The organism is Streptococcus sp. SR1 (genome assembly GCF_000526075.1).
In the GTDB taxonomy this organism is placed as follows: Bacteria; Bacillota; Bacilli; order Lactobacillales; family Streptococcaceae; genus Streptococcus; species Streptococcus halitosis.
Map to the genome: position 1 here is coordinate 72,875 of NZ_JATR01000008.1, position 25,833 is coordinate 98,707.

24 protein-coding genes are annotated in these 25,833 nt (G+C 36.6%); 1 reads left to right on the forward strand and 23 read right to left on the reverse strand.

Features of this window, described 5'->3' with window-relative positions:
* Nucleotides 1–187: 187 nt before the first annotated feature.
* Entirely contained in the window at nucleotides 188–2,170 is a 1,983-nt protein-coding gene (locus HMPREF1518_RS02140; RefSeq protein ID WP_000842598.1) for a peptide ABC transporter substrate-binding protein, read from the reverse strand.
* A gap of 248 nt (nucleotides 2,171–2,418) precedes the next feature.
* On the opposite strand from HMPREF1518_RS02140, the gene rfbD reads away from it, so the two are divergent.
* On the forward strand, nucleotides 2,419–3,273 hold the full coding sequence (rfbD, locus tag HMPREF1518_RS02145) for a dTDP-4-dehydrorhamnose reductase (RefSeq protein WP_033583811.1): 855 nt from the start codon (nucleotides 2,419–2,421) through the stop codon (nucleotides 3,271–3,273).
* Between the two features lie 60 nt (nucleotides 3,274–3,333).
* Here rfbD and rfbB read toward each other — a convergent pair whose 3' ends face one another.
* The 22 genes from rfbB to HMPREF1518_RS02255 form a co-directional block, all read right to left on the reverse strand.
* Nucleotides 3,334–4,380 (reverse strand): dTDP-glucose 4,6-dehydratase, encoded by a 1,047-nt coding sequence (gene rfbB / locus HMPREF1518_RS02150; RefSeq protein ID WP_000141510.1) that lies wholly within the window; start codon nucleotides 4,378–4,380, stop codon nucleotides 3,334–3,336.
* 18 nt (nucleotides 4,381–4,398) lie between these two features.
* Nucleotides 4,399–4,992 carry a dTDP-4-dehydrorhamnose 3,5-epimerase family protein gene (locus HMPREF1518_RS02155; protein WP_000131466.1) on the reverse strand — a complete coding sequence of 198 codons (594 nt, stop codon included), beginning with the start codon at nucleotides 4,990–4,992 and terminating at the stop codon, nucleotides 4,399–4,401.
* Nucleotides 4,993–5,862: a glucose-1-phosphate thymidylyltransferase RfbA gene (rfbA, locus tag HMPREF1518_RS02160; protein WP_033583813.1), complete on the reverse strand. Its 870-nt coding sequence runs from the start codon at nucleotides 5,860–5,862 to the stop codon at nucleotides 4,993–4,995.
* A 27-nt stretch (nucleotides 5,863–5,889) separates the two neighbouring features.
* Complete coding sequence (glf, locus tag HMPREF1518_RS02165; protein WP_033583815.1) at nucleotides 5,890–6,990, reverse strand: UDP-galactopyranose mutase; 1,101 nt, start codon at nucleotides 6,988–6,990, stop codon at nucleotides 5,890–5,892.
* Nucleotides 6,991–7,003: 13 nt separating this feature from the next.
* A complete protein-coding gene (locus HMPREF1518_RS02170; protein WP_033583817.1) occupies nucleotides 7,004–8,002 on the reverse strand; it encodes an acyltransferase in 999 nt (332 codons plus the stop codon).
* 1 nt (nucleotide 8,003) lies between these two features.
* Entirely contained in the window at nucleotides 8,004–9,419 is a 1,416-nt protein-coding gene (locus HMPREF1518_RS02175) for a flippase (protein ID WP_033583819.1), read from the reverse strand.
* A 119-nt stretch (nucleotides 9,420–9,538) separates the two neighbouring features.
* A complete protein-coding gene (locus HMPREF1518_RS02180; RefSeq protein ID WP_033583821.1) occupies nucleotides 9,539–10,294 on the reverse strand; it encodes a DUF4422 domain-containing protein in 756 nt (251 codons plus the stop codon).
* Nucleotides 10,294–11,022: a glycosyltransferase family 2 protein gene (locus HMPREF1518_RS02185; protein WP_033583823.1), complete on the reverse strand. Its 729-nt coding sequence runs from the start codon at nucleotides 11,020–11,022 to the stop codon at nucleotides 10,294–10,296. Before HMPREF1518_RS02185 ends, HMPREF1518_RS02180 begins: the two co-directional genes overlap by 1 nt.
* The gene (locus tag HMPREF1518_RS02190; protein WP_033583824.1) at nucleotides 10,994–12,193 is read right to left on the reverse strand and encodes a hypothetical protein; all 1,200 of its coding nucleotides are present in this window, start codon (nucleotides 12,191–12,193) and stop codon (nucleotides 10,994–10,996) included. Before HMPREF1518_RS02190 ends, HMPREF1518_RS02185 begins: the two co-directional genes overlap by 29 nt.
* A 24-nt stretch (nucleotides 12,194–12,217) precedes the next feature.
* Nucleotides 12,218–13,144 (reverse strand): glycosyltransferase, encoded by a 927-nt coding sequence (locus HMPREF1518_RS02195; RefSeq protein WP_049479869.1) that lies wholly within the window; start codon nucleotides 13,142–13,144, stop codon nucleotides 12,218–12,220.
* A 7-nt stretch (nucleotides 13,145–13,151) separates the two neighbouring features.
* A complete protein-coding gene (locus HMPREF1518_RS02200; RefSeq protein WP_033583826.1) occupies nucleotides 13,152–14,243 on the reverse strand; it encodes a glycosyltransferase family 1 protein in 1,092 nt (363 codons plus the stop codon).
* A 31-nt stretch (nucleotides 14,244–14,274) separates the two neighbouring features.
* A complete protein-coding gene (locus tag HMPREF1518_RS02205) occupies nucleotides 14,275–14,754 on the reverse strand; it encodes a glycosyltransferase (protein WP_033583828.1) in 480 nt (159 codons plus the stop codon).
* A complete protein-coding gene (gene pssD / locus HMPREF1518_RS02210) occupies nucleotides 14,754–15,203 on the reverse strand; it encodes a PssD/Cps14F family polysaccharide biosynthesis glycosyltransferase (RefSeq protein WP_025172328.1) in 450 nt (149 codons plus the stop codon). The genes HMPREF1518_RS02205 and pssD overlap by 1 nt, the downstream gene beginning before the upstream one ends.
* Nucleotides 15,204–15,232: 29 nt before the next feature.
* Nucleotides 15,233–16,054: a LicD family protein gene (locus HMPREF1518_RS02215; RefSeq protein WP_033583830.1), complete on the reverse strand. Its 822-nt coding sequence runs from the start codon at nucleotides 16,052–16,054 to the stop codon at nucleotides 15,233–15,235.
* A gap of 22 nt (nucleotides 16,055–16,076) precedes the next feature.
* Nucleotides 16,077–16,478: a glycerol-3-phosphate cytidylyltransferase gene (gene tagD / locus HMPREF1518_RS10815; protein WP_000756020.1), complete on the reverse strand. Its 402-nt coding sequence runs from the start codon at nucleotides 16,476–16,478 to the stop codon at nucleotides 16,077–16,079.
* Between the two features lie 3 nt (nucleotides 16,479–16,481).
* Complete coding sequence (locus tag HMPREF1518_RS02225) at nucleotides 16,482–17,849, reverse strand: sugar transferase (protein WP_033583831.1); 1,368 nt, start codon at nucleotides 17,847–17,849, stop codon at nucleotides 16,482–16,484.
* A 22-nt stretch (nucleotides 17,850–17,871) separates the two neighbouring features.
* Nucleotides 17,872–18,555, reverse strand: coding sequence for a tyrosine-protein kinase (locus HMPREF1518_RS02230; RefSeq protein ID WP_001142501.1), 684 nt, complete (start codon nucleotides 18,553–18,555; stop codon nucleotides 17,872–17,874).
* Nucleotides 18,556–18,564: 9 nt separating this feature from the next.
* Nucleotides 18,565–19,257: a capsular polysaccharide biosynthesis protein CpsC gene (gene cpsC / locus HMPREF1518_RS02235; protein WP_000664132.1), complete on the reverse strand. Its 693-nt coding sequence runs from the start codon at nucleotides 19,255–19,257 to the stop codon at nucleotides 18,565–18,567.
* A gap of 8 nt (nucleotides 19,258–19,265) precedes the next feature.
* Nucleotides 19,266–19,997 carry a capsular polysaccharide biosynthesis protein Cps4B gene (gene cps4B / locus HMPREF1518_RS02240; protein WP_000565336.1) on the reverse strand — a complete coding sequence of 244 codons (732 nt, stop codon included), beginning with the start codon at nucleotides 19,995–19,997 and terminating at the stop codon, nucleotides 19,266–19,268.
* Nucleotide 19,998: 1 nt separating this feature from the next.
* Entirely contained in the window at nucleotides 19,999–21,444 is a 1,446-nt protein-coding gene (cpsA, locus tag HMPREF1518_RS02245; RefSeq protein ID WP_033583834.1) for an LCP family glycopolymer transferase CpsA, read from the reverse strand.
* Nucleotides 21,445–21,635: 191 nt separating this feature from the next.
* Nucleotides 21,636–23,597, reverse strand: a complete 1,962-nt coding sequence (locus HMPREF1518_RS02250) for a peptide ABC transporter substrate-binding protein (protein WP_050589079.1) — start codon at nucleotides 23,595–23,597, stop codon at nucleotides 21,636–21,638.
* 146 nt (nucleotides 23,598–23,743) lie between these two features.
* Entirely contained in the window at nucleotides 23,744–25,711 is a 1,968-nt protein-coding gene (locus HMPREF1518_RS02255) for a peptide ABC transporter substrate-binding protein (protein ID WP_033583836.1), read from the reverse strand.
* Between the last annotated feature and the right edge of the window lie 122 nt (nucleotides 25,712–25,833).

The window sequence follows — 25,833 nt, forward strand, 5'->3', positions numbered from 1 at the left end:
CTTAACTGTCATAAATAAAAAATAATTATGCTTTTAATATAACAAATAATATCTAAGAAAGCAATAGGAAAAAGGAAAATTCGCAAAAATTTCTTAAGATGTCCTAAATTTAAAAGCTCGCTTTAAAGATATAAAAAGGACTTAGCACCCAAGGGGAATACTAAATCCTTTCTCATATCTTGTAAAATTATTTCACATGGTTTGCAAGGTCTTCTTGAGCCTTCTTATTAGACTCTTCTTTTTCTTTCAACCAGTTTTCTTGAGCTTTTTGGTACTCTTCTGTTGTTACCGCCTTGTCTTGTACATCTAGGTATTTATACAAGAGGGCTTCGCTCATACCCTTGTTACCAGAGTATGCAAACGGAAGTGTAAATGGTACCATCTTAGACAACATTGGACGACCAGTTTGAGAAGTTGTTGGGATGAGCAAGGCACTGTCTGTCAACCAAGCTTGGGCAGCAGCATATTTTTCATAACGTTTTGAAACGTCAGTAGTTTCTTCCCCAGCTTCCACAACCATTTTTTCGTAGTCTTCCAAACCAACTTGCTTGGCAGCAGCGTTGTTTGTTCCTGAGTCAAATCCTAGGTAAGTCTTTGTATTTTCCCCTACAGATGGTTTGATAATATCAAGGTAGGTAGAAGGGTCTGCAAAGTCTGGAGACCAACCCACGTTATCTGAGATATCCCAGTCTTCTCCAGCCGCAGTTTCAGCAAAGTAAGTGATGTTCAAGACATCGTCTTTTTGAAGTTGTTGGATATCGACAACCACATTATCAGATCCTAAGTTTTCTTCAACTGACTGTTTAAAAGATTGGACACGTTGAACTTTTGTTGTATTGGTTTGGTCTACAGGCATATCCAAGTGGATTGGGAATTTCACACCTTCCGCTTGAAGAGCTGTCTTAGCTTTAGCAAACTCTGCTTTGGCCTTATCTGGGTTGTAGAGTCCATCTTGAGCATCATCCAAGTTCACGTTGCTCCACTCGTCACCATAAGTCACCAATTTTTCTTTGACCATTTCGCCAAAGTTCTTTCCATCTGCCTGTACAAATGTAGGAGGAACAAACAAGTTACGAAGCAGTTTAGTTGCCCCGCTTGCACCATTTACTTGAGAAGCATAGGCCGTTCTATCGAAACCAAAAGCAAGAGCTTGACGGAAGTCCTTGTTTAGAAGAGCTTTCTTGGTTGATGTTTTTTCTTCATCGGTTGTCTTAGAAGTGTACTTATAAGACTGGCGATCGATATTCGTACCTACTAAATAAGTAGTAGAGTCTTGTTGTGTATAAACGATATTGTCTTTAAATGCCTTTTCAGTCTCTGTGTAGCTAGCGCTTGTTGGGAAGAGACGAGCCATTGTAAAGCTGCCGTCTTTGAAAGCTTCAGTTGGTTTGTTGGTATCTTGTCCATCCCAGAATGATAATTTAACCTTATCGATATGGACATTGTCCTTATCCCAGTAGTTAGGATTTTTCGCAAATTCGACAGAAGATTTAGCAACAATTGATTTGAGTAAGAACGGACCATTGTAGAGAATACTGCTTGAATCAGTTCCCTTAGCGAAGTCATCCCCTTTGGAGTTCAAGAACTCTTCATTTACTGGGGCCAAAACTCCCATCGTTGTCTTAGAATTCCAGAAACTTTCTGGCTTGTTCAATGTGTACTGAACTGTATAATCATCAAGGGCCTTGATTCCTACTTGAGAGAAGTCTGTAATTTCTCCTTTAACATAGGCGTCCAATCCTTTGATTGATTCTTGAACTAAATAAAGACCATCAGATTTTTTATCAGCAGCATATTTAAGTCCTGTTACAAAGTCTTGAGCTTTGACTTCTGCGTATTCCTCACCTTCAGAGGTATACCATTTTGCATCCTTACGAAGCGTATATGTGTAAGTCAAGCCGTCCTTAGATACAGACCAATCCTCAGCCATAGATGGTACAAAGTTACCATAGCGGTCATTTTCGAGCAAGCCATCGATAACGTTACTGGTAATATTTGCAGTAGCTGCCTTACCAGTTGTCAAATAGTTTAGGTTATCAGGATCCGTTTCATAGATGTATGAGAATGTCTTCTCACCTTTAGCACTTGAACTTGATCCAGAGCACGCAGCCAGAGTACCAGCTGCCAGTAATGTCACACCCGCAAGGGCAAGTAATTTTGAACTTTTCATCATTTTCTCCTTTAAAATTTACATCCCATTATAGACCCTTTTCAGAAAGTTGTCAACAGAATTTTCAGAATTTTTGAATGATTTTAGCATTTTCTGAAAAAATTTTTTTGATAGATAGCCATAGTATTAAATTCCAATTTGTATAACTTACGATTTCCAAAATACAAACGGTCAAACCAAAGGTAAAAATCAGATTTTTTATCATTTTTTTGCTATGATTAGATAGAAGAAAAGTTAAGGAGGAGACAATGATATTAATTACAGGTGCAAATGGTCAGCTCGGTACCGAACTACGTTATTTACTAGATGAACGAAATGTGAACTATGTTGCAGTGGATGTGGCCGAAATGGATATCACTAATGCTGAAATGGTTGAGAAAGTCTTTGCTGAGGTCAAGCCAACTCTAGTCTATCATTGTGCAGCCTACACTGCTGTTGATGCGGCTGAAGACGAGGGGAAAGAACTGGATTTTGCCATAAACGTAACTGGAACGGAAAATGTAGCCAAGGCCTCTGAGAAATACGGAGCTACCCTGGTCTATATCTCAACAGACTATGTCTTTGATGGGAAGAAACCCGTCGGACAAGAATGGGAAGTCGATGACCTACCCGATCCGCAGACAGAGTACGGGCGTACCAAGCGAATGGGTGAAGAACTCGTTGAAAATCTTACGTCACAACATTATATCATCCGTACTGCTTGGGTCTTTGGAAATTATGGCAAAAACTTTGTCTTTACCATGAAAAATCTTGCCAAAACCCATAAAACTCTCACTGTAGTTAACGACCAACACGGTCGCCCAACCTGGACACGTACCTTGGCTGAGTTCATGACCTACTTGACTGAAAATCAAAAAGAATTTGGCTACTACCACTTATCAAATGACTCAACTGAAGACACCACTTGGTATGACTTTGCTGTTGAAATTCTTAAGGACAGTGATGTTGAAGTAGTACCAGTAGACTCCAGCAAGTTCCCTGCTAAGGCTAAACGTCCCCTCAACTCAACCATGAGTTTAGCCAAAGCGAAGGCGACAGGTTTCGTCATTCCAACTTGGCAAGATGCACTTAAAGAGTTTTATAAACAAGAAGTAAGAAAATAAAAGATTACGACATACATAAAAAGCAAGGGACCTTGAGTTCTCTTGCTTTTTAGTATGCATTTAGTTAATTACTTGTTGCGTCTTGGCATAGTTAGCCTCGACCGCTTCTTTTTCAGATTTCCACCAGTCTTGGTTGTCTGTGTACCACTTAATGGTCTCTTTGAGACCTGCTTCAAAGTTGGTAAACTCTGGCTTCCATCCTAATTCATCACGGAGCTTGCTAGCGTCGATGGCATAGCGGAGGTCGTGACCCGCACGGTCCGTCACATGATCATAAGCATCAGCTGGTTGTCCCATTTCCTTGAGGATGAGTTCCAGGACTTCCTTATTGTTCTTCTCGCCATCCGCACCAATCAAGTAAGTTTCGCCAATTTGACCCTTTGTCAAAATTGTCCAAACACCTGATGAATGGTCATTGGTATGGATCCAGTCACGGACATTCTTACCTTCACCATAGAGTTTTGGCTTGATTCCACTCAAAATATTGGTAATTTGGCGCGGAATGAACTTCTCGATATGTTGGTAAGGACCATAGTTGTTTGAACAGTTAGAAATCGTCGCTTTCACGCCAAAAGAGCGCACCCATGCTTTGACAATCAAGTCTGAAGCTGCCTTTGTTGATGAGTAAGGCGAGCTTGGATTGTACTTGGTTTCAGCTGTAAACTTCTCACCTGGACCTTCTCCATGACCTGGCAAATCTTCACGCAGAGGCAGATCCCCATAGACTTCGTCAGTCGACACATGGTGGAAACGAAGGTCATATTTACGAGCTGCTTCTAATAGAGTGTAGGTCCCGATGAAGTTAGTGTAGATAAAGGGGCTCGGGTCATTGAGCGAGTTGTCATTATGGCTTTCTGCAGCGTAATGAACGATAGCATCCGCTTCAGCCGCTAACTTGTCTACCAAGGCTGCATCAGCAATATCTCCAACAACCAACTCAACACGGTCACCTAAAATTTCTTCAATATTGGCACGATTACCCGCATAAGTCAGCTTGTCCAGCACTGTCACATGGACGTCTGGAAAGTTCTTGTAAACATAATGAACAAAGTTAGAACCGATAAAACCAGCCCCACCTGTCACGATGATATTTTTGTATTCAGTCATTTTTATTCCTTAACTTTCTTACAAATCTTCTTTTCTCAGAGGTTTTACATCCTTAAGCAGTGGATGATGTTTATCAGCTTCTGAGACTTCTGCTGCTTCTAGGTTTTCCCACTCAATGCCCAAAGCTGGGTCTGCATAGTTGACAAAAGCATATTTAGGCTTGAGTTCAAGTGCCCAATAGTCATTGACCAGATAGCTATAAGCAACTGTATCTGAGAGGACTTGGAAACCATTAGCTACGCCACGAGGGACAAAGATTCCCTTACTTGCATCAATCTCGGTCTGATAAACATTTCCAAAAGTCTCACCTTCACGTAGGTCAACCCAAGAACCCAGAACCTTGCCACCATCTGCTACTGAGATATACTTGTCCCAAGGTTCAGCATGGAGGCCTCGGAGAACATTTTTGCGAGAAAAGCTGACGTTGTTTTGCAGTTTCCCTTCAGCAAAGAAGCTTTCAGGAAAACCAAGCGGTAGCATCTTTTCTTTCTGAAAATTTTCCTTAAACCAGCCACGATTGTCACCATGAACCGGAATATCAAACTCTAACAAACCTGGAATGGCATCAATCTTGTGCACTGCAAGTGTTTTGCCGAAAAAATTATCTGTCATCTAGATTTCTCCAATCAAACGAAGCAAGTATTGCCCGTATTCATTCTTTTTAAGTGGTTGCGCCAACTTCAGCACATCTTCACGGCTGATATAACCCATTCGGTAGGCAATTTCTTCCAGATTAGCAACCTGAACATTTTGCATCCGTTGAACCGTTTCGATATATTGGGAAGCCTCTAATAGACTCTCATGCGTCCCTGTATCCAACCAGGCAAAACCACGTCCCATAAGCTCAACAGACAAATCCCCACGTTTCAAATAAGCATTGTTAACATCTGTGATTTCCAACTCGCCACGAGCGCTTGGTTGGATATGTTTGGCAATCTCTACAACATCATTATCATAGAAATAAAGACCTGTCACTGCATAGTTAGAGCGAGGATGCTCCGGTTTTTCTTCTATGGAAATAGCATTCATGTCTGTATCAAACTCGACCACACCAAAACGCTCTGGGTCCTTCACTTGATAACCAAAAACAGTCGCACCTTTCTCTTTCTTGGCTGCCTTTTGAAGCATTCTGCTCAAGCCAGGTCCATGATAGATATTATCTCCCAAGATCAAAGCAACACTATCGTCACCGATAAATTCTTCACCAATAAGAAAAGCCTGAGCAAGTCCATCTGGACTTGGCTGTTCCGCATAAGAAAGTTTAATCCCAAATTCGGAACCATCCAAGAGCAGATCCTTAAAGCGGGGTAAATCCTGTGGTGTTGAGATGATCAAAATGTCCTTAATCCCAGCCAACATCAAGGTTGACAAAGGATAGTAAATCATAGGTTTATCATAAACCGGCATCAGCTGTTTTGACGCAGCTCGTGTAAGAGGGTACAGTCGGGTACCTGAGCCACCCGCAAGAATAATACCTTTCATAATAGAATAACCTTTCTTCGTTATGTTTCAATTACTAAACTCTTCCTCTACCACATTCAGAGCACGCTCGATTACCACATGCATATCGTAGTATTTATAATCTGCCAAACGTCCACAGAAAATCACCTTATCATTCTGTGCCGCTTCTTCTTGATATTTAGCAAAGATAGCATTGTTTCTCTCATCATTGATTGGATAATAAGGCTCATCACCTCGCTTCCAGTCAGCAGGATATTCACGCGTAATAACTGTCTTTGGTTGCGCTCCGTATTCGAAGTGCTTGTGTTCAATGATGCGAGTATAAGGAATTTCACGCTCTGTATAGTTAACAACTGCATTTCCTTGATAGTTTTCTTCATCTAGAACTTCATGCTCAAAACGAAGACTACGGTATTCTAACTCACCATGCTTATAATCAAAGTATTGGTCAATCATCCCTGTAAAGACAACTTTTTCAGCAGAAGTCTCTAATTCTTGACGATTGGCAAAAAAGTCAACGCCAAGTTCTACTTCTAAATCCTTCAGCATATTTTCGATGATAACGTTGTAACCCCCAATTGGAATCCCTTGATAACGGTCATTAAAATAATTATTATCAAAGGTTAAACGAACTGGCAAGCGTTTAATGATAAATGGTGGGAGGTCTGTTGCAGAACGTCCCCATTGTTTTTCAGTATATCCCTTAATCAACTTTTCATAGATATCCGGACCAATCAACTTAATAGCTTGTTCTTCCAAGTTTTTAGGCTCAACATCTTTCATATGAGCCGTTTGTTCAGCTATCTTATCTTTCACTTCTTGAGGAGTCTTGGTTCCCCACATAGCATAGAAAGTATTCATGTTAAAAGGAAGATTGTAAAGACTGCCCTTGTAATTGGCTATAGGCGAGTTGATATAGTTGTTAAATTCAGCAAATTGATTTACATAATCCCAGACTTTTTTGTTTGAAGTATGGAAAATGTGGGCACCGTACTTGTGAACGTTAATACCTTCAACGTCCTCACAGTAGATATTACCACCAATATGATTACGCTTATCAATCACTTTTACTTTTTTCCCACGCTTGGTCGCTTCATAAGCAAAAATTACTCCTGACAAACCAGCACCAACGATTAGATAGTCGTACATTTTGTTCTCCTTTTTATAATTTAACAATTCGATTGAAATAAGGGATTTTCATTAACATTCCAACAATAATAAAACTAACACTTAAAGTAAATATAACAAAAAGTAAATATGCTCCTACAAAACTAAAACCAAATAGTTTTTCCCACAACTTCATAATGTAAGTGTGTATTATAAAAACTCCCATGGTTTGATTAGAAAGAAAAACAATCCATTTGTTGTTATCTTGATTCAATGCAAGTGAGAATATAGTTAGAAAAATTCCTAAACTTACAACTTTGACAAATAGAAGATCATAAAAATATTCAGCAAAAAAATTATGGTAGGTGGTTCTTGCTAAGAAAAATAATATTAAAGGCGAAACCAGGAACAAAAGTACTACGATTATTTTCATCCATCTCTTAAACCTATTTTTGATAATATCTTTGTCAAATTGAGCTATAAAGCCACCTAAAAGATAATAGAAAAACCAAGTCCATAACCTAAAGGTTTGTATAACATATGTTTGTATTGGCATTTGAAGTACAATATTTGTTAACTCAAAAATCAAACCAATAACCAGCAATACAGATAGAGTGTACAAATAACTTCTTTTTGAATTAAGGAATTTTTTCAAAATAGGCAAACATATATAAATAAGTATAAGCGCACCAAAAAACCAAAACTGGAAGAAATACCCCTTTTGTATCAAAGAACCCACAATTTTTTTAATTGGATTAACTGTAAAGTCACGTTTAAAAAGCCAAATGATTACGGACCATGACGATACTGTTATCAGAATCCACTTTACTTTCTGCAGTATATAGGAATAGGTAATCTCTCTCTTTCCTAACAATAAATAACCATTAACCATAAAAAATAAAGGAATAGAATAGGTTCCTAAATAGTATAAATATGTCGAAAAATTCCATGAACCTGTCTCTTTAAATCCCCCCATCGCTGTATGGAGTAGAACAACCCCAACACATGCAAGTACTTTTAGTAGATCTAAGTTAATATTTCGATATTTGCGCATTCTAATTTTTCCTAATTATTTGTTTTAATCCTTTCACATCTACCACTTTTAGAGATAGAATCGCAAAAAGATAAATGATTCCACCAATCACGGCAAATGCTAAAACATTTACGATTGGCGAAAAATGTATAACTGTTTTTGAAACTAGCAGGAGGCCATACATAATAGCTGATGCTAGAATAATCTTCATCATCGATCCGATAATCGGAACATCTTTTATATATTTGCGAGTAAAGAACAGTTGAATTGCCCAAACAAAGGCTTCAGTCAAGACCGAGACAATTGCAGCCCCCATATAACCAAGTTTGGGAAGAAACAACAAATTTAATCCCACACTGGTAATTGCGGGAACCGTTGTTGAAATCATAAATTCTTTATTTTTATTATGTGGAATTAAAATCTGAATTCCCATAATATTGGTCCAGCCGATAAAGAACATCCTAAAGATCATGATTGCTATCGCGAAACGTGCATCTTGAAAATCTTGACCAAGGAAAAATTGAACAAAATCGTCATTAACAATCAACATACCTGTCATAATCGGAAAAATAATCAAATTATAAACTAGAAATGAAATCTCATGCATCTTATTGACTTCTTCATGATTGTTTGTTGCTAATAAATTAGCAACTCGAGGCAACATGACGCTCCCCAATGACGTTACCAAGGTTAATAAAATATTCACCAATTTAAGTGCCTGATCATAGATTCCTACATCTTTTGTAGAGGCTAAAACTCCAAGCATCGTACGATCTAAAGTAACGTATAAAGAGATTGCTATCTGAGGAAGAAATAATAAAATAATTGGTTTCAAATGGTACCTAGCGTATTTTAAATCAACATGGGGCTTCCCAATAAACTCTCGGGCCGGCAACCACATACTTAATTGTCCCAATAGCTCAAATATTGTTAATAAGAACACATAAAGGTAAAGGTCGTTAGTAGATTTGACAAACAGGAAAATCGAGATTACCCCAACGAGTTTTACCGTAATATTTCGAACAGTAATTTTACGAAAATCCTCTAACCCTTGAAAAAGCCAGGAAATATCTAAACCTTTAGAAACTAAACTCAATCCCAAAATATAGGCTACTGGGTTTTGCATTGAAGGAAGGTTAACGCAAAAAATACAATATAAGGAGATTGAAAGGATTGTAGCACCTAATTGTAAAAAGTAGATACCCCAAAAGTTTTTATTAATCTCATTACGATGTCCAGAAATCACCTTGGTCCCATAGTTGGCGACACCTAAAGTAGCGAGCAATATAAAGTAAGTTACTATAGAACTATAATATCCATAATCACCTAACTCTTGAGAACTAAAGATTCTAGTAATATAGGGTGTAGTTATTATTGGGAGAACAACTACTAGTATCTGATATGACAAATTATAAACATAATTCTTTAAAATCTTCATCTTTAATTAACTTAGTCTTTCTAGGAGTATTTATAAAGACAGTGCAATAAAACTTAATTAGAAAAGAGAGAATAGCACCTTGAAAGATTTATTAACAATCTACTTTTATAAATAAACTACTACTTATTAAATAATTTCTTCTGAATTCTTTGTAAGAGTCCTGGTTCTTCTGTTGAAAAAACTGGAAACTCTTTTACAGTTAGTTGTTTCTTATGTACCCATACATTAATTAAACGTTCGGCAACAAAACCAATCATACGAGTATTGTAACTATCATATCTTGAGTAATCAATCTTCTTATCTAATTCAAAAAGAATCGGAAATAACCAACTGCAATATTCATCCATCATTTCTCTAGACATTATAAACATATTATAACAGTATCCTGTTTTTTCTTTAGAAAACCAATTAAAAGCATCAAGGTAATCTTTATTGTTTTCTGAAATAATCTGTCTACACATTTCCCAAACTTCATGATCGTGATTCTTGTTAAAAAACTCTTCAGCGGTATACCCGTTATACTCGTTCATACCCTTTGATGGTAATATTACATCATAATCATTTAATTGTTTTAGAATATCATTCTTTGTTAAAATAGAATTCTGTTTAAAAAAACGCTTGTTTTTCCCAAAATAACGTCTATAATGGCATAAACCAACAATATCATCTTTAGAATTTTTCCAAATCCAATACAATCCTGTTAATTCACAAAATGTAAAGTTTCTATCAGAAATATTATCATCTCCCTGATTATCTCTTAAATAATTCTTTTCTCCAATATTCTTATTCGCGCCCACCAATATAGGGATATATAGGTCCTGGTCTTGAACTTGATTATAAGATTTATGTGTTGCGACGTATAGCTTCACTTCCATTACACTCCCTTAATATAAAACCTTAATTTCCTATAAAGACATTTAAATTTTAATAGAACAGGATTACTGGGCCAAACTCCAAAAAAAGTGTATATTACTGAATAATTTTTAGAGTATTTTTTCAATAACCATTGTATCGCATCAAAATAATTAAGGTTTAAAGATTTCCCATCTGACACATGCCATAACTCACTTGGAAAAACTAATACTGGCGAATTGATTAACTTCATCTGTAATGCATAGTCTGTTCCATATAAATGCCAGGTAGGACCGATTATACTAAATTGATTCGTACTAAAAACTTTTTTCGGAATAATAATCAAACACTCATCAATTGCATCAACTTCAACAGGGGTACTTATAGATTTACTAGCCGCTTTTGTTTTCGGGTCCCCATGAAAAATATTTGAAAAACTGACGACCTTTCCCTCAATATTCTTTACCCCTGCTACTCCTGCTACTCCAAATATGAAATTTCTACAATAAGATTCTAGTTTTGCTAACTCAAAGTCATCTTGAAAACTAATATCTTGATGAACAAAAAATAGATAATCACCTTTTGCTTGTTTGCCTCCAAAATTCAAAGCCTCAGCAGCAGAATTAAATCCATATTTATTGGAATCCACTATAATAAGTTCATATTTAACATCTTTTTGTCTAGATAAAGATGATTTAAGAATTGTATTTAACTTATCGTAATTATTCGATACGCATATAAGTGATATCATCTCCAATTCCCTCTCTTTCATCTAAAAACGTTCTCGCAATTAAAAACAAAAATGGATTAAACCACAATAAAAATAATTGTGGGTCAATACAAGCTCTTACTGACCAAAAAATTAACACAATCAATAAAGTTTTATTTTGATTAATTATAACTTTTCTCATTATAATTGAATAGCTTATTAACATAAGGAAAAAAATTATTGTTCCATAGCTTATAAGTATATTGATGTACGACGAATCTACATAAAAATAAGAATTTGCCGAAGTATCCCATTGAACATGAGTTCCAAATAATCTTAGAGGGTACCTCCTTAAACCTTCTTGACCAAATCTCAACCTTTGACTCAATAAGTTATTTATTAAAGATAATAAACTATTTCTACTATCAAATTTTGCTGTCAGCCAATAAGTCATATACGCCATAATTGGATAAATAAGAGTAAGTAAATATTTCAGAAATTTAAAATTCATATTGATTGATATAAATCTTCTCGAAAACGATATCAAAAGAAGGATAAATACCATAATAAAAGTAAGACGGGTATCTGTGTATTTATAAATAACTATATTTAATAGTACACAAATAAAAAGCTCTTTTATTGTCCAATATTTTTCACCTTTTAAATACACATATTCCAGCAATATACTCAGGAAATAATTCGGAGTAAATGATGTGTAATTAAAACCTAGCCCATACCGTGAGCGGATCACACCTCCTGAATATGTTAAGGTTAGCTCGTTTGGAATAATACCAAGTAAAGAGCTTACTACAACAGTTCCTACAACTCCAATCTGGCAAAACATTGTATTCCTTACCAAATTACGAAAATTAATATCCCTTGAAGAATATATAAGAGTCAAAGTATATGCTACAAAGGAGGCGTTACCATTATCATAACTTACAATAAAACCTATAAGAAGTATAATTGGAGTAATGATTATCGATTTTATCTTAGATTTACCTAACATAAATTTAAGTAACAGAAAAAACAACCCCACATACTCCCAAATTTTTATTATTCCATAGGGATGTATAAAATCTTTATAAAAGGTCGAAGTAAACAGCCATGCTATTAGCCAAGGATAAAAAGCTAATCCAAAAAGAAACTCATTCAATTTTACATCAGTTTTAACTCTTGATGGACTCACTTTGAATCCCCCCTTTTCTTTCACTAATACTCTTTAACATTACTAGAATTACTCCTTCATATATAACACTATAAAATCAGTAATATATGACCTGAACGACCAATACAACTTATGATATTTAAATAATTTAAAAAATATAAATACATTCTTTTTCATAAATAATTCTCTTCGATTTTTTCCCCATAGAATGTAGTCGTTCAAAACACTAATTTGTTCATTTGAAAGTGATAAATCATGTTGTTTACTAAATTTATCTAATCTCTGAAGCAAATCATCATAATAAATAACCTGCTCTTTTCTCCTTAGGAAACTTCTTTCTCTGCTACCAGTCGCGTTGCTATCGTGTCTTCTAAAATCGATAGTAGAGTAGGAGTAAATGTATAACCCATTAAGAAGCGAAGCTAGCCTCCATAACAAGGCATCATGTGCATCTTCGTTACTTCGGATTTCTAAAAAATATGGAATAATCTTTTTGTTCACCGCATAAACACACCCTGGCCTTCTAATATGAAAGAAGTTATCTAAAAAATTTGGTTGATACACTGCCTCACTATTATCCAAATCACTTTTATCCAATTTAATCTTGACACCATCACCAACATAAAAAGGTGTGTAATTAGAGGCTAACAACAAAATCTTATCATTATTCTCCATAATCTTAGACATTTTTTGAATTTTATCTAAATGCCAAATATCATCTTGATCACAAAGAAAAACGATATCTCCTTTCGCCTCCTCTAATAACATGGCAAAATTATTCTTCCATCCTTGATTTTCTTTATTTTTTTTTATAGACCAATTATCCAACTTATATTTAGCAATATAATCTTCAATTATTTGAACAGTATCATCTGTAGATGCATCATCACTAATCAAGACTTCCTCAGCAAGGCGGGTTTGATTTCTTAGAGTATCTAACTGTTCAACAATATATTCATCACCATTAAATGTTGATAATACAATTGATATATTCATTGTATTCTTACTCCCCAATCAACTTTTTATACTCATTCTCTAATTTTTTAGCCTCAATTCTGATATCATAGTTTGATTTTTGAGCTAGGTCAATATTTTCTCTAGATTTTTCCAATCTGTTTATATATGAAAAATCTTCAATAGCTTTTATCCAAGTACTTACGTTGTCAATTGGTAATTGTTGGATACTATTTGTGAAGATGCACTCATCAGAAATTGTCGTTGAAAGAATAGATTGAATTCCATTAATTTGCCACTCAATAGCAACTAAAGGCAACCCCTCGTATAAACTCGGTAATAGCATTATATCCATAGCAGAGATAAACGATTGCATATCCGAATACCGATTCAAAAAAACAATTGAATTTTCCAATTTTCGTTCTTTTACACATCTCTTAACATCCTCTACTTTTTCTCCTTCACCGACCAAAAACAATTTTACATCCTTCTGCTTACATTTCATTTCATCCATTAAATCCAGAAGAAATGTATGATTTTTTTGAATATTGAATCTGCCTACATGTCCTAATGCAAGTGTATTTTCTTTTAATGAATGTGTTGTCCGAAATACTCGGCGAAGATGAGGATTAAAACTATATTTTTCTACATCCCTGGCATTATGTATAACTTTAAATCGTTTATCCTTAAAAAGCCATTCTCCTGCCTTTTCACCACACGCCCAAGATTGAGTATATAAAGTGTAAAAAAAAGGACGTAACATTCTGTCTAGTAGAATATGATTACACGTTGTATTATGACTATGCGCTATTCTTACAGGAACTCCCATAATTTTTGCTATAAACAATTCAATTGACATAAGAGCACTACTCCCGTGGACATGTACAACATCGTATTTTCCTACTTTTAAGAGTTCAAGGAATTCTCTCATATATGCCAGTATTGAGGATTTCTTTCTTTCAATTTCTACAATCTGAACACCTAATACTTGAAATTTTAATTTATCTTCTAACAACGGTTTATTAGTAGCTAGAATCGTCACTTCAATTTCACTCAAGTCCATGTATTCGAGGTATGAATATATAAATGTTCCAATCCCATCAGAAAACAAACCTCCTGTTGGAATATGCAAAATTTTCATCAAGTGTCTCCTTCTATGCTCTTCGTCATTTTTACTCAACTAATTCTGCAATCAAATTTGAAAAATGTTGTACAAAGCATTCATTATTAGATTTAACGGCAATACTACTAGATGGATTCAGGTATTCTTGGATTTTTTTAATATCCTCTATGACTACTAAATCATATCCCTCCTGAACAATCCTATTACAAAAATCTAACTGATGGTCATTCACATGTTCTCCAAATTTTTTTCTTCTCGGAACAACTACTGGTCTTTTCCCCTTAGCAATAACATTCATAAATGTAGCAGGACCACCATGAGTAATAACTATATCCGCTTTTTCCATTAGGTTATTCATCTCATCATATGAAAGAAAACGTTCCCATCTGCAAAATCGAGGTTGATAGTCTGAAAAACCAACTTGGATAAATACATCCGACGTAATGACGCCCTCTTCTTTCAATTCATCAATCTCTTTTATTAGTCTATTAAATTGTTGCTCATGCGTACCGACAGTTACAAAAATCATTAGAAAATTCCTCCCAAATTGATTGCCTTGGGATAGATTTTTTTCATTTCTTCCCATTGGACAATGAATCTATCTGTAACAGGGTATACTATTTTGCCAGTCATTGTCGGAGCGTCTACACGATCAAATACTTCTATATAAACAGTTTTAGCACCAAAGATTTTACCTAAATAAAAGAACGGTATTGCAACCGCTGCCCCGGATGAAATGATAACATCTGGCCTTTCTTTATATAATATTCTTAAAGCAAGAAATGTATTTTTTATTAGATTTTTTATATTACGATTAGTCGGATAATAGCAATAATGACATTTTTCATTTGATAAAATACTTCGAGCATCTTCTTTATCAAAAGTAACCCATAGTCTATCTTTATCCTGCCAAAATGGTTTCAATAGATAGAGATGATTTAAATGTCCACCGCTAGATCCCACTAGACAAAGTTTTATCTCTTTTTTAGCCAAAGTTATGAATTCTCCTATTTTTCTACGTATGGGCCAAAATCAATTTTAATTCGTTTGTGATGATTTCGTTGGTTCTCAGGTGGAAGCTGCATATAGTCACCATACATATGTTTTAAGTATGCTCTATAATTCTTCATTCCCCATAATTTTATATCCTCAAAGGAATAACTTTCAACTTCGTCTAACCACACTTTTGGAAAAGTTTCTTTCTTTATTCCATAACTACCATCACTAACCACTACATTATCAGCATTGGTACTCTGTCCTAGTAATATACACTTTTCCTTCATCTTTTTCAAAAAGGGTATTGAGAACACATGTGTGACAAGCTTAGCTAGCTTATACACTAATCGTTTTTTTCTATCGTTGTCCCCATATCCACATTTTATCCATAATAGATTTCGGAATAACCAAAATCCTTTAAGTTGAATGAATCGTCTAAAAGGCTTAGGACAGATATCATCAATCGGAAAAATATCAATATAAATTCCATCATGAACATTTGCATCTAAAGAAAATTCCTCAGAAACATGTGTATTATTGAGACGTAGTTTCACAAAATTAAATGGATAATTCAAATCTGTTTGATCTGTCTGTAGAAAATATTTTTCCCTATCCAAATCCGAAACACATAATTCTTTAAATCTTTCAAAATCCTCTCTTGGCATGCCAAAATCCATATCATCGTCCCACGGGATGAATCCATTATGGCGTATAGCTCCTAGAAAAGTTCCTGCTAGCATCACGATTTTTAAATTATATTTTTCACATATTTTTAACACTTCTGAAGCTAACAAAAGTTCTAAGTTATGTAACTGTTCTAATTCATCTGTCATATAGTTATCTCAAACTCCGTTTTTAATATTCTCTAGTTGCCAATGAATTCTTGATTTCAGTTGTACTGATTTCAGGAGTCCGTGGTAAATAGACCACTTCAACTCCTTCCTTCTCTAAAAAATCAAATTTCCCCTTCCAATCATCTCCCATAACAAAGGTATCTATGTGATATTCATGGACATCTGTAACTTTTTGTTCCCAGGATTCTTCGGGTATTACTAAATCAACATACCTAACAGCCTCTACGAGTGTTTTTCTTTGTTCATATGTAAAATAACATTTTTTTTGTTTTTCATTCCAGTTGAATTCATCAGTTGAAATCACAACAATTAAATAATCGCCTAACGATTTAGCCCTTTTAAGAAGATTAATATGACCATAGTGCAACAAATCAAATGTTCCATATGTTATGACTTTTTTCATTTCTTACTTCGCCCCTTCTCTCATAAATACCACTTTGACGGTCTTTAACAATATTTCAATATCTTTCCAGATGGTCCAATCATCAATGTAGGCAACGTCCAGCTTGACAACATCATCAAAGTCCGTGATTTTACTACGTCCACTCACCTGCCATAGGCCAGTAATTCCTGGCTTAAAACTAAGACGACGTTTCTGTTCAGGAGTATATTTTTCATACTCATCAACTGTTGGGGGACGTGTTCCAACCAAACTCATATCTCCCATTAAAACATTCCAAAACTGAGGGAGCTCATCTAGACTGGTCTTACGGATAAATCTCCCTATCTTTGTTATACGAGGATCATCATCGACTTTAAACATACCACCTTGCATGGTATTTTGTGCAAGGAGCTCTTGTTTCTTTTTCTCAGCATCCACGCACATAGATCTAAATTTATAAAAAGTGAAATGTCGACCATTTTTTCCGATACGAGTTTGAGAAAAAATAGCGGGTCCGCCATCTTTTCGAATCACCGGAACCAAAACAATACTCACCAATCCACAAATAAGTAGTCCGATAATCGAACCTATGATATCAATGAAACGTTTAGCAATGACATGGCTTGTCTTATAAAATTTTGTAGAAAACGTAATGACATTCAAGCCTGCCATTCCGCGAATCTTTTTATCGCTACCTAGATAGTTATTGAAAGCATTCAGGTTGACTGTCACGTCAATTCCCATTGTTTCAAAAAGAGAGATGAACTCCCCGATGTCGTACTTTTCACTTGGTAAATTGATAAAAACTTCATCAACAACTTCATGGGTAGCAAAGTCTAAGATGTTCTCTGCAGGTACAACGGTTACGGATGCATGCTGAAAATTAGGCTGATCCAAAACACTGACCGCCACCAATTCCCAAAAAATATCTCCCGACTCTATCAGTCTATCTACAACTTTCTCAACTCTGGAAGTAGCTGTTATCAAGAATATCTTTTTACTCCCCTTGAAATTTGGAAAGATACGTTTCCTATAGCGTTTAATGCACAGATTCAACAAATACAACAAAATAGAATGTATTGTCAAAAAATAAATCATGCCTCGTCTAGAGATACTAAAACGATCTTCTAAAAAGAAGTTTGAAATACTGATAGCTAAAGCAAAGAAAACGATATATTTTGTAGTGCTGATAAACTCAGCCAAATAACCCCTTTTAAAAAAATCGCGCTCATAATCACTAATGCTAAAAACAACAAAATGCAGAATGAACAAGATGATAACAGAGGTGTTCACAATCTCTGTTTCTCTTACAAAACTAAGTAAATAAGCTAATATAATGACAAGAAAACTCTGGATTACCGCCAAAGTAATCTTCAATCCTTTTTCTTCCATAATATCTTCCCTAAGCTATCTCTTATTTTTTCCCGTAAGAGCCATAAGCTCCATATGATCCATATTTTTCAACCGAGGTATTCAATTTATTTAATACAATCCCTAAGAATGGTTTACTTGTTTGTTCCAATTGTTCTTTGGCTTTTTGGATATCACGTCGATTTGTTTCACCAGCTGCAGTCACCAAAATCGAAGCATCACATTTCTGAGTGATGATAGCCGCATCGATCACAACCCCGATAGGAGCGGTGTCCACAATGATATAATCGAAGTACTTGCGCAAAGTGTCAAGCATAGTCTTAAAATTCTCACTTTGCAACAAAGCTGTTGGATTTGGAGAAACAGAACCAGCTTGAATGACAAACAAGTTTTCAACATTCGTATCACATAACCCTTGTGATAAATCTGTTGTCCCAGATAAGAATTCTGTTAGACCTGTAATCTTTTCACGTGATTTAAAAACACCTGACATGACAGAATTACGAATATCGGCATCAATTAAAAGCGTCTTATATCCAGCACGCGCAAAGGCCCAAGCAATATTGGTAGAAGTAGTTGACTTTCCTTCCCCTGGTTTTACTGATGTAATTGAAATAACTTTTAAGTTATTTCCACTCAATTGTATATTGGTACGAAGCGCATTGTAATACTCCTCTGCTTTTCTTGCCAAATCTAATTTTTTTTGTGCAATTTCTAACGTTGGCATTTTTCTCTCCTATTTTAATTTATCCAAATTTGGAACAACTCCCAATAATGCAATTTGCATAACATCTTCAACGTCTTCTGGTCGTTTAACACGTGTATCTAGGAGTTCAATAAGGAGAACCGCGACAATCATCACAACCGCTCCAGCGAGAAATCCAATCATGGTATTACGACGAATGTTTGGTGAAGATGGTGAGGTTGCTGGGCGAGCCTCTTCAAGTGTCGTCACATCCGAAACCCGTGTAACACTTATAATCTTTTGAGCTGCAACCTCTCTCAATGAGTTGGCGATGCGACTTGCTTCTTCAGGCGCACGATCTGTAACAGAGATCGATACGATACGTGTATCAGCCGGTACGGTCACCTTGATTTTACTAGCCAAACCTTTTGAAGGAAGATCCAGTTTCAAATCCGTTGCGACCTTCTCCAAAACGTCTTGTGATAGAATAATTTCGCGATAGTCTTTAACCAAGTAAGATCCTGCTTGCAAATCTTGGTTTGTCAATCCAGGCTTATCTCCCTGATTACGATTAACTACATAGATACGTGTCGTACTAGTATATTCAGGTTTTACGATAAAGCTACTGTAGGCAAAGGCTACTACCCCAGTTACGATTGCTACCAGTGCAATTAGAACTTTCCGTTTCCAAAGGATTTTAAGTAATTGAAATACATCAATTTCCATCATATTTTGTTCTTTCATTGTTTCTCCTAAATCAATTGATCCATTATTATTTTTCGTGGGTTATCTTTGAAGAGTTCCTTCGCCTTATCTTCACCATACTTTTTAGCAATGATATCATAGGCTTCTTCCATATGAGGTGGTCTGCGATCCAAGTTATGCATATCACTAGCGATGACGTGAACTAGATCACGTTCCAAGAAATACTGAGCTCTCTTTTTCATGAATTTGTAGGTTTCTCCAAAGAGTTTTGGTTTCAAAACATGAGAACTATTGACCTGGGTATAGCACCCCATATCAATCAGTTCCTGAACTCGCTTTTCATTATTTTCTAGAGCATCATAGCGCTCAATATGGGCAATAACTGGTGTGATCCCCAACATGAGAATATCGCTCAGTCCTTTATGTATATCTCGATAGGGTGTATTCATGCTAAACTCAATCAAAGCATAGTGACTATCATTGAGGGTTGGAATCAATTTCTTTTCCAATTTTTCGACAACATCTGGCGTATAGTATATTTCTGCGCCATAGGCGATGACAAGATCATCTGCCACCTCCTTGGCCATTTCGCGAACTTTCAAAAAGTTAGTTGCTATCTTCTCTTCTGGTGTCTCAAACATCCCTTTCCGACGATGAGACGTGGAAACAATGGTCCTAACCCCTTGACTATAGGCTTCTCTTAAAAGGTTTTTACTCTCCTCTATCGACTTTGGACCATCATCCACATCAAAAACAATGTGTGAATGGATGTCTATCATGCTACTTGCCCTCCATCACATCTTTGATAGCTGCCTTGACTGCGGCCAAGCTGCTTTCATCAATTTCCATCATATAGAGGTTGCTATCTGGCATAGCGTAGGATGGAAGATCCGTTCTACCAGTTCCTTTTAAGTCTTGGGAATTGACCTTATACTGACCACCACTATCCAACTGGGTATTAACCAAGTCCATCATGGTTTCCAAAGGCATATTGGTTTGAAGAGAATCTTGCAATCCTTGAATAATATTGTCATAATTCTTTAAAGCATCCGTTGATGTTAACTTCTGAATGATGGCAACAATGACTTTTTGCTGGTTCCGACCGCGGTCGCGGTCTCCATCCGCTAGAGAGTAGCGTTCGCGGACAAAACCAAGGGCTTTTTCAGAGTCTAGATGGACATTCCCAACAGGAAAATGGTACTGCCCATGCAAAGAAGTGAAATCTTGGTCATTATAAACATCCACACCACCTAGAAGGTCAATCAATTTCAAGAAAGAGGTAAAATTCAAACGAACATAGTAGTTAATATCAACTCCATATAGGTTTTCCAAGGTATGAATCGATGAGTCCACTCCATAAATCCCTGCGTGAGTCAATTTATCCTTTTGATTATTTCCTCCGTCCGCAATCGGAACATAGGAATCTCGAGGTGTTGTAGTGAGAAGGATTTTCTTAGTATCTCGATTTACAGTCATCAAGATGTTGACATCTGAACGTGAAACGGAACTGATAGGTCCGTAGGTATCAATACCACTGATATAAATATTAAAGGATTGATTCTTAGATACCTTTGGTGCCGCAACATCCTTGGTTAGTTTTTTCGTATAGATTTTCTTAATCTTCAAAGCATAATCTGGATACTCTGCTTCAATGATATTTTCAAAGACGCTGTTCAAGACAATCGCTTTCGCATCACCTGAAATCAAGCTCTTATAGGCTGCTAGGTAAGATGCACTTTGTTCAACCGCCAAGTCTTTGCTCTGAGTCGTCTTAATATCCGCTATCAATTTTTGGATATTGTCATTATCCGTTTCAGTCGGACCTGTCACACTATCCAACTGGGTAACGTTGTTAATTTCACTATCTTTTAAAACCACAACACTCATCGAATACTCTGAGTAGTTTGATGTCGCATTGATGTGATTAGTCAAGCCCACAAATTGGTGCAGAGCAAATAGCGAAACCGAACTAGTCAACACCGCAAGTACCAAAAAGAAAATCGTGAACTTTTCAGCTTTCTTATATACTATCAAAAGTAGAGCTACGATAGCAGATAGTAAAACTAGAACAGTAGCTAAGATATTGAGATGCCTAAAGGCTAGGATATTATGTCTAAAAATTAAGAACAACAAAGAGCCACTCAATAATAAATAAATGGCTAATAAGGCTATGTTAATACTTCGCTTCACATTTCCTGAACGATTTCTCTTTGAACGTCTACTCATGGTAATCCCCTATACACGTTAATAATTATAATTATTATATCACAATCATGAAAGAAATTCCATCCATTCCTGCTAATATCAGCGTTTTCATTCATTTTTTCTTAGCTATATTTTGAATTTATGACTTCTATTAACGGAATCCTTGATAAAACAAAAACAAGGCCCCTTATTATGGGGCCCCATTTCTGTTTTTATTTGATATGATTTTCAAACTCTTTCTGGCTCTTTTCGATAGCCTTTTTACTTTCTGCTTCCCACTTAGCCTTGGCTTCATCAAATTGTTTCTTGGTAACAGGGTCTTTTTGCAATCTCATGTACTTGTAATTATTTCCGTCACCCTTGATACCTACTAGGGAGTAGGCACGTGTAAACGGAGTTACTTTAGTTACAGAGGCTGTACCACCATTTGACATAGCAGACATGACTAGAGAATTGTCAATCATCCAAGCTTGAGCTTCAGCGTATTTTTCATAACGCTTAGCGACATCTTTGTTCTCGGCATCTGCTTCTTTCAGGAGTTGTGTATAGGTATCTAACCCTAGACTCTTAATGAGCTCTTGGTCTTCCTTGGCATCAAGACCAAAAATTTTGAGATAGAAGCCAGTTTCAGCATTGAAGGGGTCTAGATAAGTTGATGGATCCTGGTAATCACCAACCCAACCATCAAAGTTTAGGTCGTAGTCACGAGCTGCTGGATTTGGTGCTAGGAAGGCAACATTTCCAAAGTCATCCGTAGAAAGCTGTTGAACATCAATGACGATATTGTCAGAACCTAGTACTGTTTCAAGGGTTTGTTTAATCGAGTTCATACCAGAAACCGCATTTTTATTCGTCTGATCAACAGGGACATCCAAATGGATTGGGAAAGCCACGCCTTGGGCTTCCAATTCCTTTTTAGCTTCTGCAAATTTTGCTTGGGCCTTTTCCTTGTTGAAGTAAGCATCTTGAGCATCCGCCAAATTGATACCTGCCCACTCAGTCCCGTAGTTCACAAGCTTAGAAGCTGTTACTTCTCCAAAGGTCTTATCTCCCACCTGGACAAATGTTGGAGGAACTAGAGTATTACGGAGGGTCTTGCTTGCTGCTTCTTCACCGTTAGATTGAGCAGAGTAGGCTGTTCGATCAATACCAAAGTTGATAGCCTGACGGAAATTTTTATTTAAGATAGCTGTTTGAGCTGATTTCTTTTGTTCATCCGTTGTTTTAGCGGTATGATTATAGGTTTTGCGGTTGACGTTAAAGTTAAAGTACCAAGATGTCTTGTCTTGTAGGCTATAAACGATATTGTCTTGGTATTTTTCTTTTGTCTTGGCATAGTTCGAACTATTTGGATAGACTCCCGCAATTGAGTAGGCGCCATTTTCAAAGTTTCGAATGGTCATCTCCTGATCGGACCCATCAAAGTAGGCTAACTTAACTTTTTCAATGGTCACTTTATCATGGTCATAATAGTGTGGATTCTTCACATATTCGATCGAAGATTTTGATGTGAAATCTTTTAACAGATATGGACCGTTATAAAGGATGCTGTCTGGTGTCAAGGTACCAAAATCTTTATCCTTTGATTTCAAGAACTCTTCGTTGACTGGGAAAAGGATACTATTGGTTGTCTTTGAATTCCAGTACGGTTCTGGTCGAGTCAAAGTGTACTCGACTGTGTAATCATCCAAGGCTTTGACACCGACAGTTGAAAAGTCATTGGTCACACCCGTCACATAGTCATTCAATCCCTTGATTGAATTTTGGATCAGATCCATGGCTTGCCCCTTGTTGTCCGCGGCATATTTGATCCCAGTGACAAAATCCTGAGCTTTAACTGAAGAATATTCCTCACCATCAGCTGTATACCACTTGGCATCTTTTCTAAGCTTGTAGGTATAGGTCAAACCATCTGATGAAACAGACCAATCCTCCGCAAGAGCAGGTACGAGGTTCCCATAGCTGTCATTTTCTAACAAACCATCTACGAGATTGGTAATAACGGCAGTGTTATCTGCATAATAATCTAGAAGATAGTTAAAAGTTGTTGGATTCGCACTAAATGTTGATGAATAAGTGCTAGTATTTGTGTTGAACTGTCCACATGCAGAGAGCAAAATCCCTGTCGCTAAGACAAGACCTGTCCCGATTAGTCTTTTTTTCAGTTTGATCATCATTCACTCCTTTATGTCAGTTTTTATAACATAACCATATTTTATCAAATTTATTCAAAAATGTAAAGTTACTGCCTTTATGACAACTGGTGTCTAAAACAAAAAAGGAAGCACAGTTTCCTGCAACTTCCTTTTCTATTTATAGATTACTTGACGTGTTTTTCAAGTTCTTTTTGGTATTTGGCATTTGTCTTGATTTTTTCTTGTTGCCATTTCTTGAAGGCTTCTTCGTATTCTTTTGCAGTCACAACGTCATTTTGCAACTCCAAACCTTTGAACACAAATGGGTCTCCCTTGATTCCGACTTGAGAGTATGCTTTTGTGAATGGTACAGTACGGCTAACAGTTGGAGAACCACCTGAAGAAGCAACTGGGATTAAAAGTGAACTATCCGATACCCAAGCTTGAGCTTTAGCATATTTTTCGTAACGCTTATTGAGGTCGCTTGTTTCAGCTGCGGCATCATCCAAGAGTTTCTTATATTCGTCTAGACCGACTTGAGCCATCACTTCTGGATCTTTTCCGCGAGTAATCCCCAAGTGTTTAAGGGCAGAACCCTTCTTGGCATCAAGAATATTGAGGTAGGTAGCTGGGTCTTGATAGTCTGGTCCCCAACCAGTTCCGTTCAAGTCATAGTCTTTTTGGGATGGAACTTTGGCTTGAGACGTAATGCTCATTTTTTCATTATCGGTCATTTGAAGAACATCGACAATGACATTTTCAGTACCAAGTGATGATTCGATAGACTGCTTGAGTGAGTTAGTTTGTTGAACCGCGATTACATCTGTTTGTTCAACCGGGATATCTAAATGGATTGGGAAAGTAACCCCCTTGCCCTGCAATTCTTCCTTAGCTTTAGCAAAGGCTGCCTTGGCTTTTTCAGGGCTGTAAATCGTATCCTTGCCATCTGTAAGGGCTACATCTTTCCACTGGTCTCCATATGAAACGAGCTCTGCCTGCGCCAACTCTCCAAAGGTTTTTTCGCCCACTTGAACGTAGTCATGAGGCACTAGGCTGTTACGGATAATCTTGTCTGCACCTTCTTCACCATTCAACTGAGCAGTATAAGAATGACGGTCAAGAGCAAAGTTCAGCGCCTGGCGGAAGTTCTTGTTGAGAAGAGCTTCTTTCGTTGATGTTTTTTGAGTTTCGTCTGTTTTGGCTGTTTTATTGTAAGATTGACGGTTTACGTTAACAGTAAGATAGTAGCTTGTCGCTTCTTGTGGACTGTAAACAATCTTATCGCCATACTCTTTTTTAGTTGACTCAAAGTTTGAGCTTGTTGGGAAGAGACGAGCTGTTGTATAGGCACCTTGTGTAAAGCTACGAATCAAAGATTCTTGGTCAGATCCATCGTAGAAAGTTAATTTGACATTGTCAATCTTAACATTGTCCTTATCCCAGTAATTTGGATTCTTTTCATATTCAATGGCTGATTTTGAAGTCAATGATTTCAAGAAATAAGGACCGTTATAAAGGATGCTTGATGGAGTTGGCGCACCGTAGTCGCCCCCTTTAGAATTCAAAAACTCTTCATTTACTGGAAGCATGGTCGCAGTTGTGACTTTAGAGTTCCAGAAACTTTCTGGCTTGTTGAGCGTATATTCTACCGTGTAATCGTCAACAGCCTTGACTCCTACTGTAGAAAAGTCATTGCTTTCTCCACTGATGTAGGCAGCTAATCCTTTGATAGAATCTTGAATCAAAGTAAGACCATCTGATTTCCCATCAGCTGCGTGTTTTAGACCAGTAACAAAATCCTGAGCCTTGACTTCAGCGTACTCTTCTCCCTCAGAAGTATACCATTTTACACCCTTACGAAGTTTGTAGGTATAGGTCAAGCCATCTTTAGAAACGGACCAGTCTTCTGCAAGCGATGGAATTAAATTTCCATACTTATCATTTTCCAAAAGGCCATCGACGACGTTCGCTATAACGTCAGAAGTTGAACTCTTGCTCGTCACACTATAGTCCAAAGATGATGGATCCATAGCATAGACATAAGAGAATGTCTTGGGTGCATCAGCCTTCTTTTCACTTTGCCCACAAGCAGTTAAAAGAAGGGCTGTGCTCAGGACGGCACCTGCTCCTAAGAGCCACTTTTTCGATCTCATAAGTAATCTCCTTAAAGATAGTGTTTTCACCATTATACCCTATTTTTTCATAAAAGCAAGGGCTTTCGACAGATTTTTTAGAAAATTCTAACAAATATTTTTAAAGACTTTTCTACATATTT

Excerpts from the sequence above, each read along its gene's own strand:
- HMPREF1518_RS02140 (WP_000842598.1), bottom strand. The coding sequence starts at position 2,170 with ATGAAAAGTTCAAAATTACTTGCCCTTGCGGGTGTGACATTACTGGCA.
- rfbD (WP_033583811.1), top strand. The coding sequence starts at position 2,419 with ATGATATTAATTACAGGTGCAAATGGTCAGCTCGGTACCGAACTACGT.
- rfbB (WP_000141510.1), bottom strand. The coding sequence starts at position 4,380 with ATGACTGAATACAAAAATATCATCGTGACAGGTGGGGCTGGTTTTATC.
- HMPREF1518_RS02155 (WP_000131466.1), bottom strand. The coding sequence starts at position 4,992 with ATGACAGATAATTTTTTCGGCAAAACACTTGCAGTGCACAAGATTGAT.
- rfbA (WP_033583813.1), bottom strand. The coding sequence starts at position 5,862 with ATGAAAGGTATTATTCTTGCGGGTGGCTCAGGTACCCGACTGTACCCT.
- glf (WP_033583815.1), bottom strand. The coding sequence starts at position 6,990 with ATGTACGACTATCTAATCGTTGGTGCTGGTTTGTCAGGAGTAATTTTT.
- HMPREF1518_RS02170 (WP_033583817.1), bottom strand. The coding sequence starts at position 8,002 with ATGCGCAAATATCGAAATATTAACTTAGATCTACTAAAAGTACTTGCA.
- HMPREF1518_RS02175 (WP_033583819.1), bottom strand. The coding sequence starts at position 9,419 with ATGAAGATTTTAAAGAATTATGTTTATAATTTGTCATATCAGATACTA.
- HMPREF1518_RS02180 (WP_033583821.1), bottom strand. The coding sequence starts at position 10,294 with ATGGAAGTGAAGCTATACGTCGCAACACATAAATCTTATAATCAAGTT.
- HMPREF1518_RS02185 (WP_033583823.1), bottom strand. The coding sequence starts at position 11,022 with ATGATATCACTTATATGCGTATCGAATAATTACGATAAGTTAAATACA.
- HMPREF1518_RS02195 (WP_049479869.1), bottom strand. The coding sequence starts at position 13,144 with ATGAATATATCAATTGTATTATCAACATTTAATGGTGATGAATATATT.
- HMPREF1518_RS02200 (WP_033583826.1), bottom strand. The coding sequence starts at position 14,243 with ATGAAAATTTTGCATATTCCAACAGGAGGTTTGTTTTCTGATGGGATT.
- HMPREF1518_RS02205 (WP_033583828.1), bottom strand. The coding sequence starts at position 14,754 with ATGATTTTTGTAACTGTCGGTACGCATGAGCAACAATTTAATAGACTA.
- HMPREF1518_RS02215 (WP_033583830.1), bottom strand. The coding sequence starts at position 16,054 with ATGACAGATGAATTAGAACAGTTACATAACTTAGAACTTTTGTTAGCT.
- tagD (WP_000756020.1), bottom strand. The coding sequence starts at position 16,478 with ATGAAAAAAGTCATAACATATGGAACATTTGATTTGTTGCACTATGGT.
- HMPREF1518_RS02225 (WP_033583831.1), bottom strand. The coding sequence starts at position 17,849 with ATGGAAGAAAAAGGATTGAAGATTACTTTGGCGGTAATCCAGAGTTTT.
- HMPREF1518_RS02230 (WP_001142501.1), bottom strand. The coding sequence starts at position 18,555 with ATGCCAACGTTAGAAATTGCACAAAAAAAATTAGATTTGGCAAGAAAA.
- cpsC (WP_000664132.1), bottom strand. The coding sequence starts at position 19,257 with ATGAAAGAACAAAATATGATGGAAATTGATGTATTTCAATTACTTAAA.
- cps4B (WP_000565336.1), bottom strand. The coding sequence starts at position 19,997 with ATGATAGACATCCATTCACACATTGTTTTTGATGTGGATGATGGTCCA.
- cpsA (WP_033583834.1), bottom strand. The coding sequence starts at position 21,444 with ATGAGTAGACGTTCAAAGAGAAATCGTTCAGGAAATGTGAAGCGAAGT.
- HMPREF1518_RS02250 (WP_050589079.1), bottom strand. The coding sequence starts at position 23,597 with ATGATCAAACTGAAAAAAAGACTAATCGGGACAGGTCTTGTCTTAGCG.
- HMPREF1518_RS02255 (WP_033583836.1), bottom strand. The coding sequence starts at position 25,711 with ATGAGATCGAAAAAGTGGCTCTTAGGAGCAGGTGCCGTCCTGAGCACA.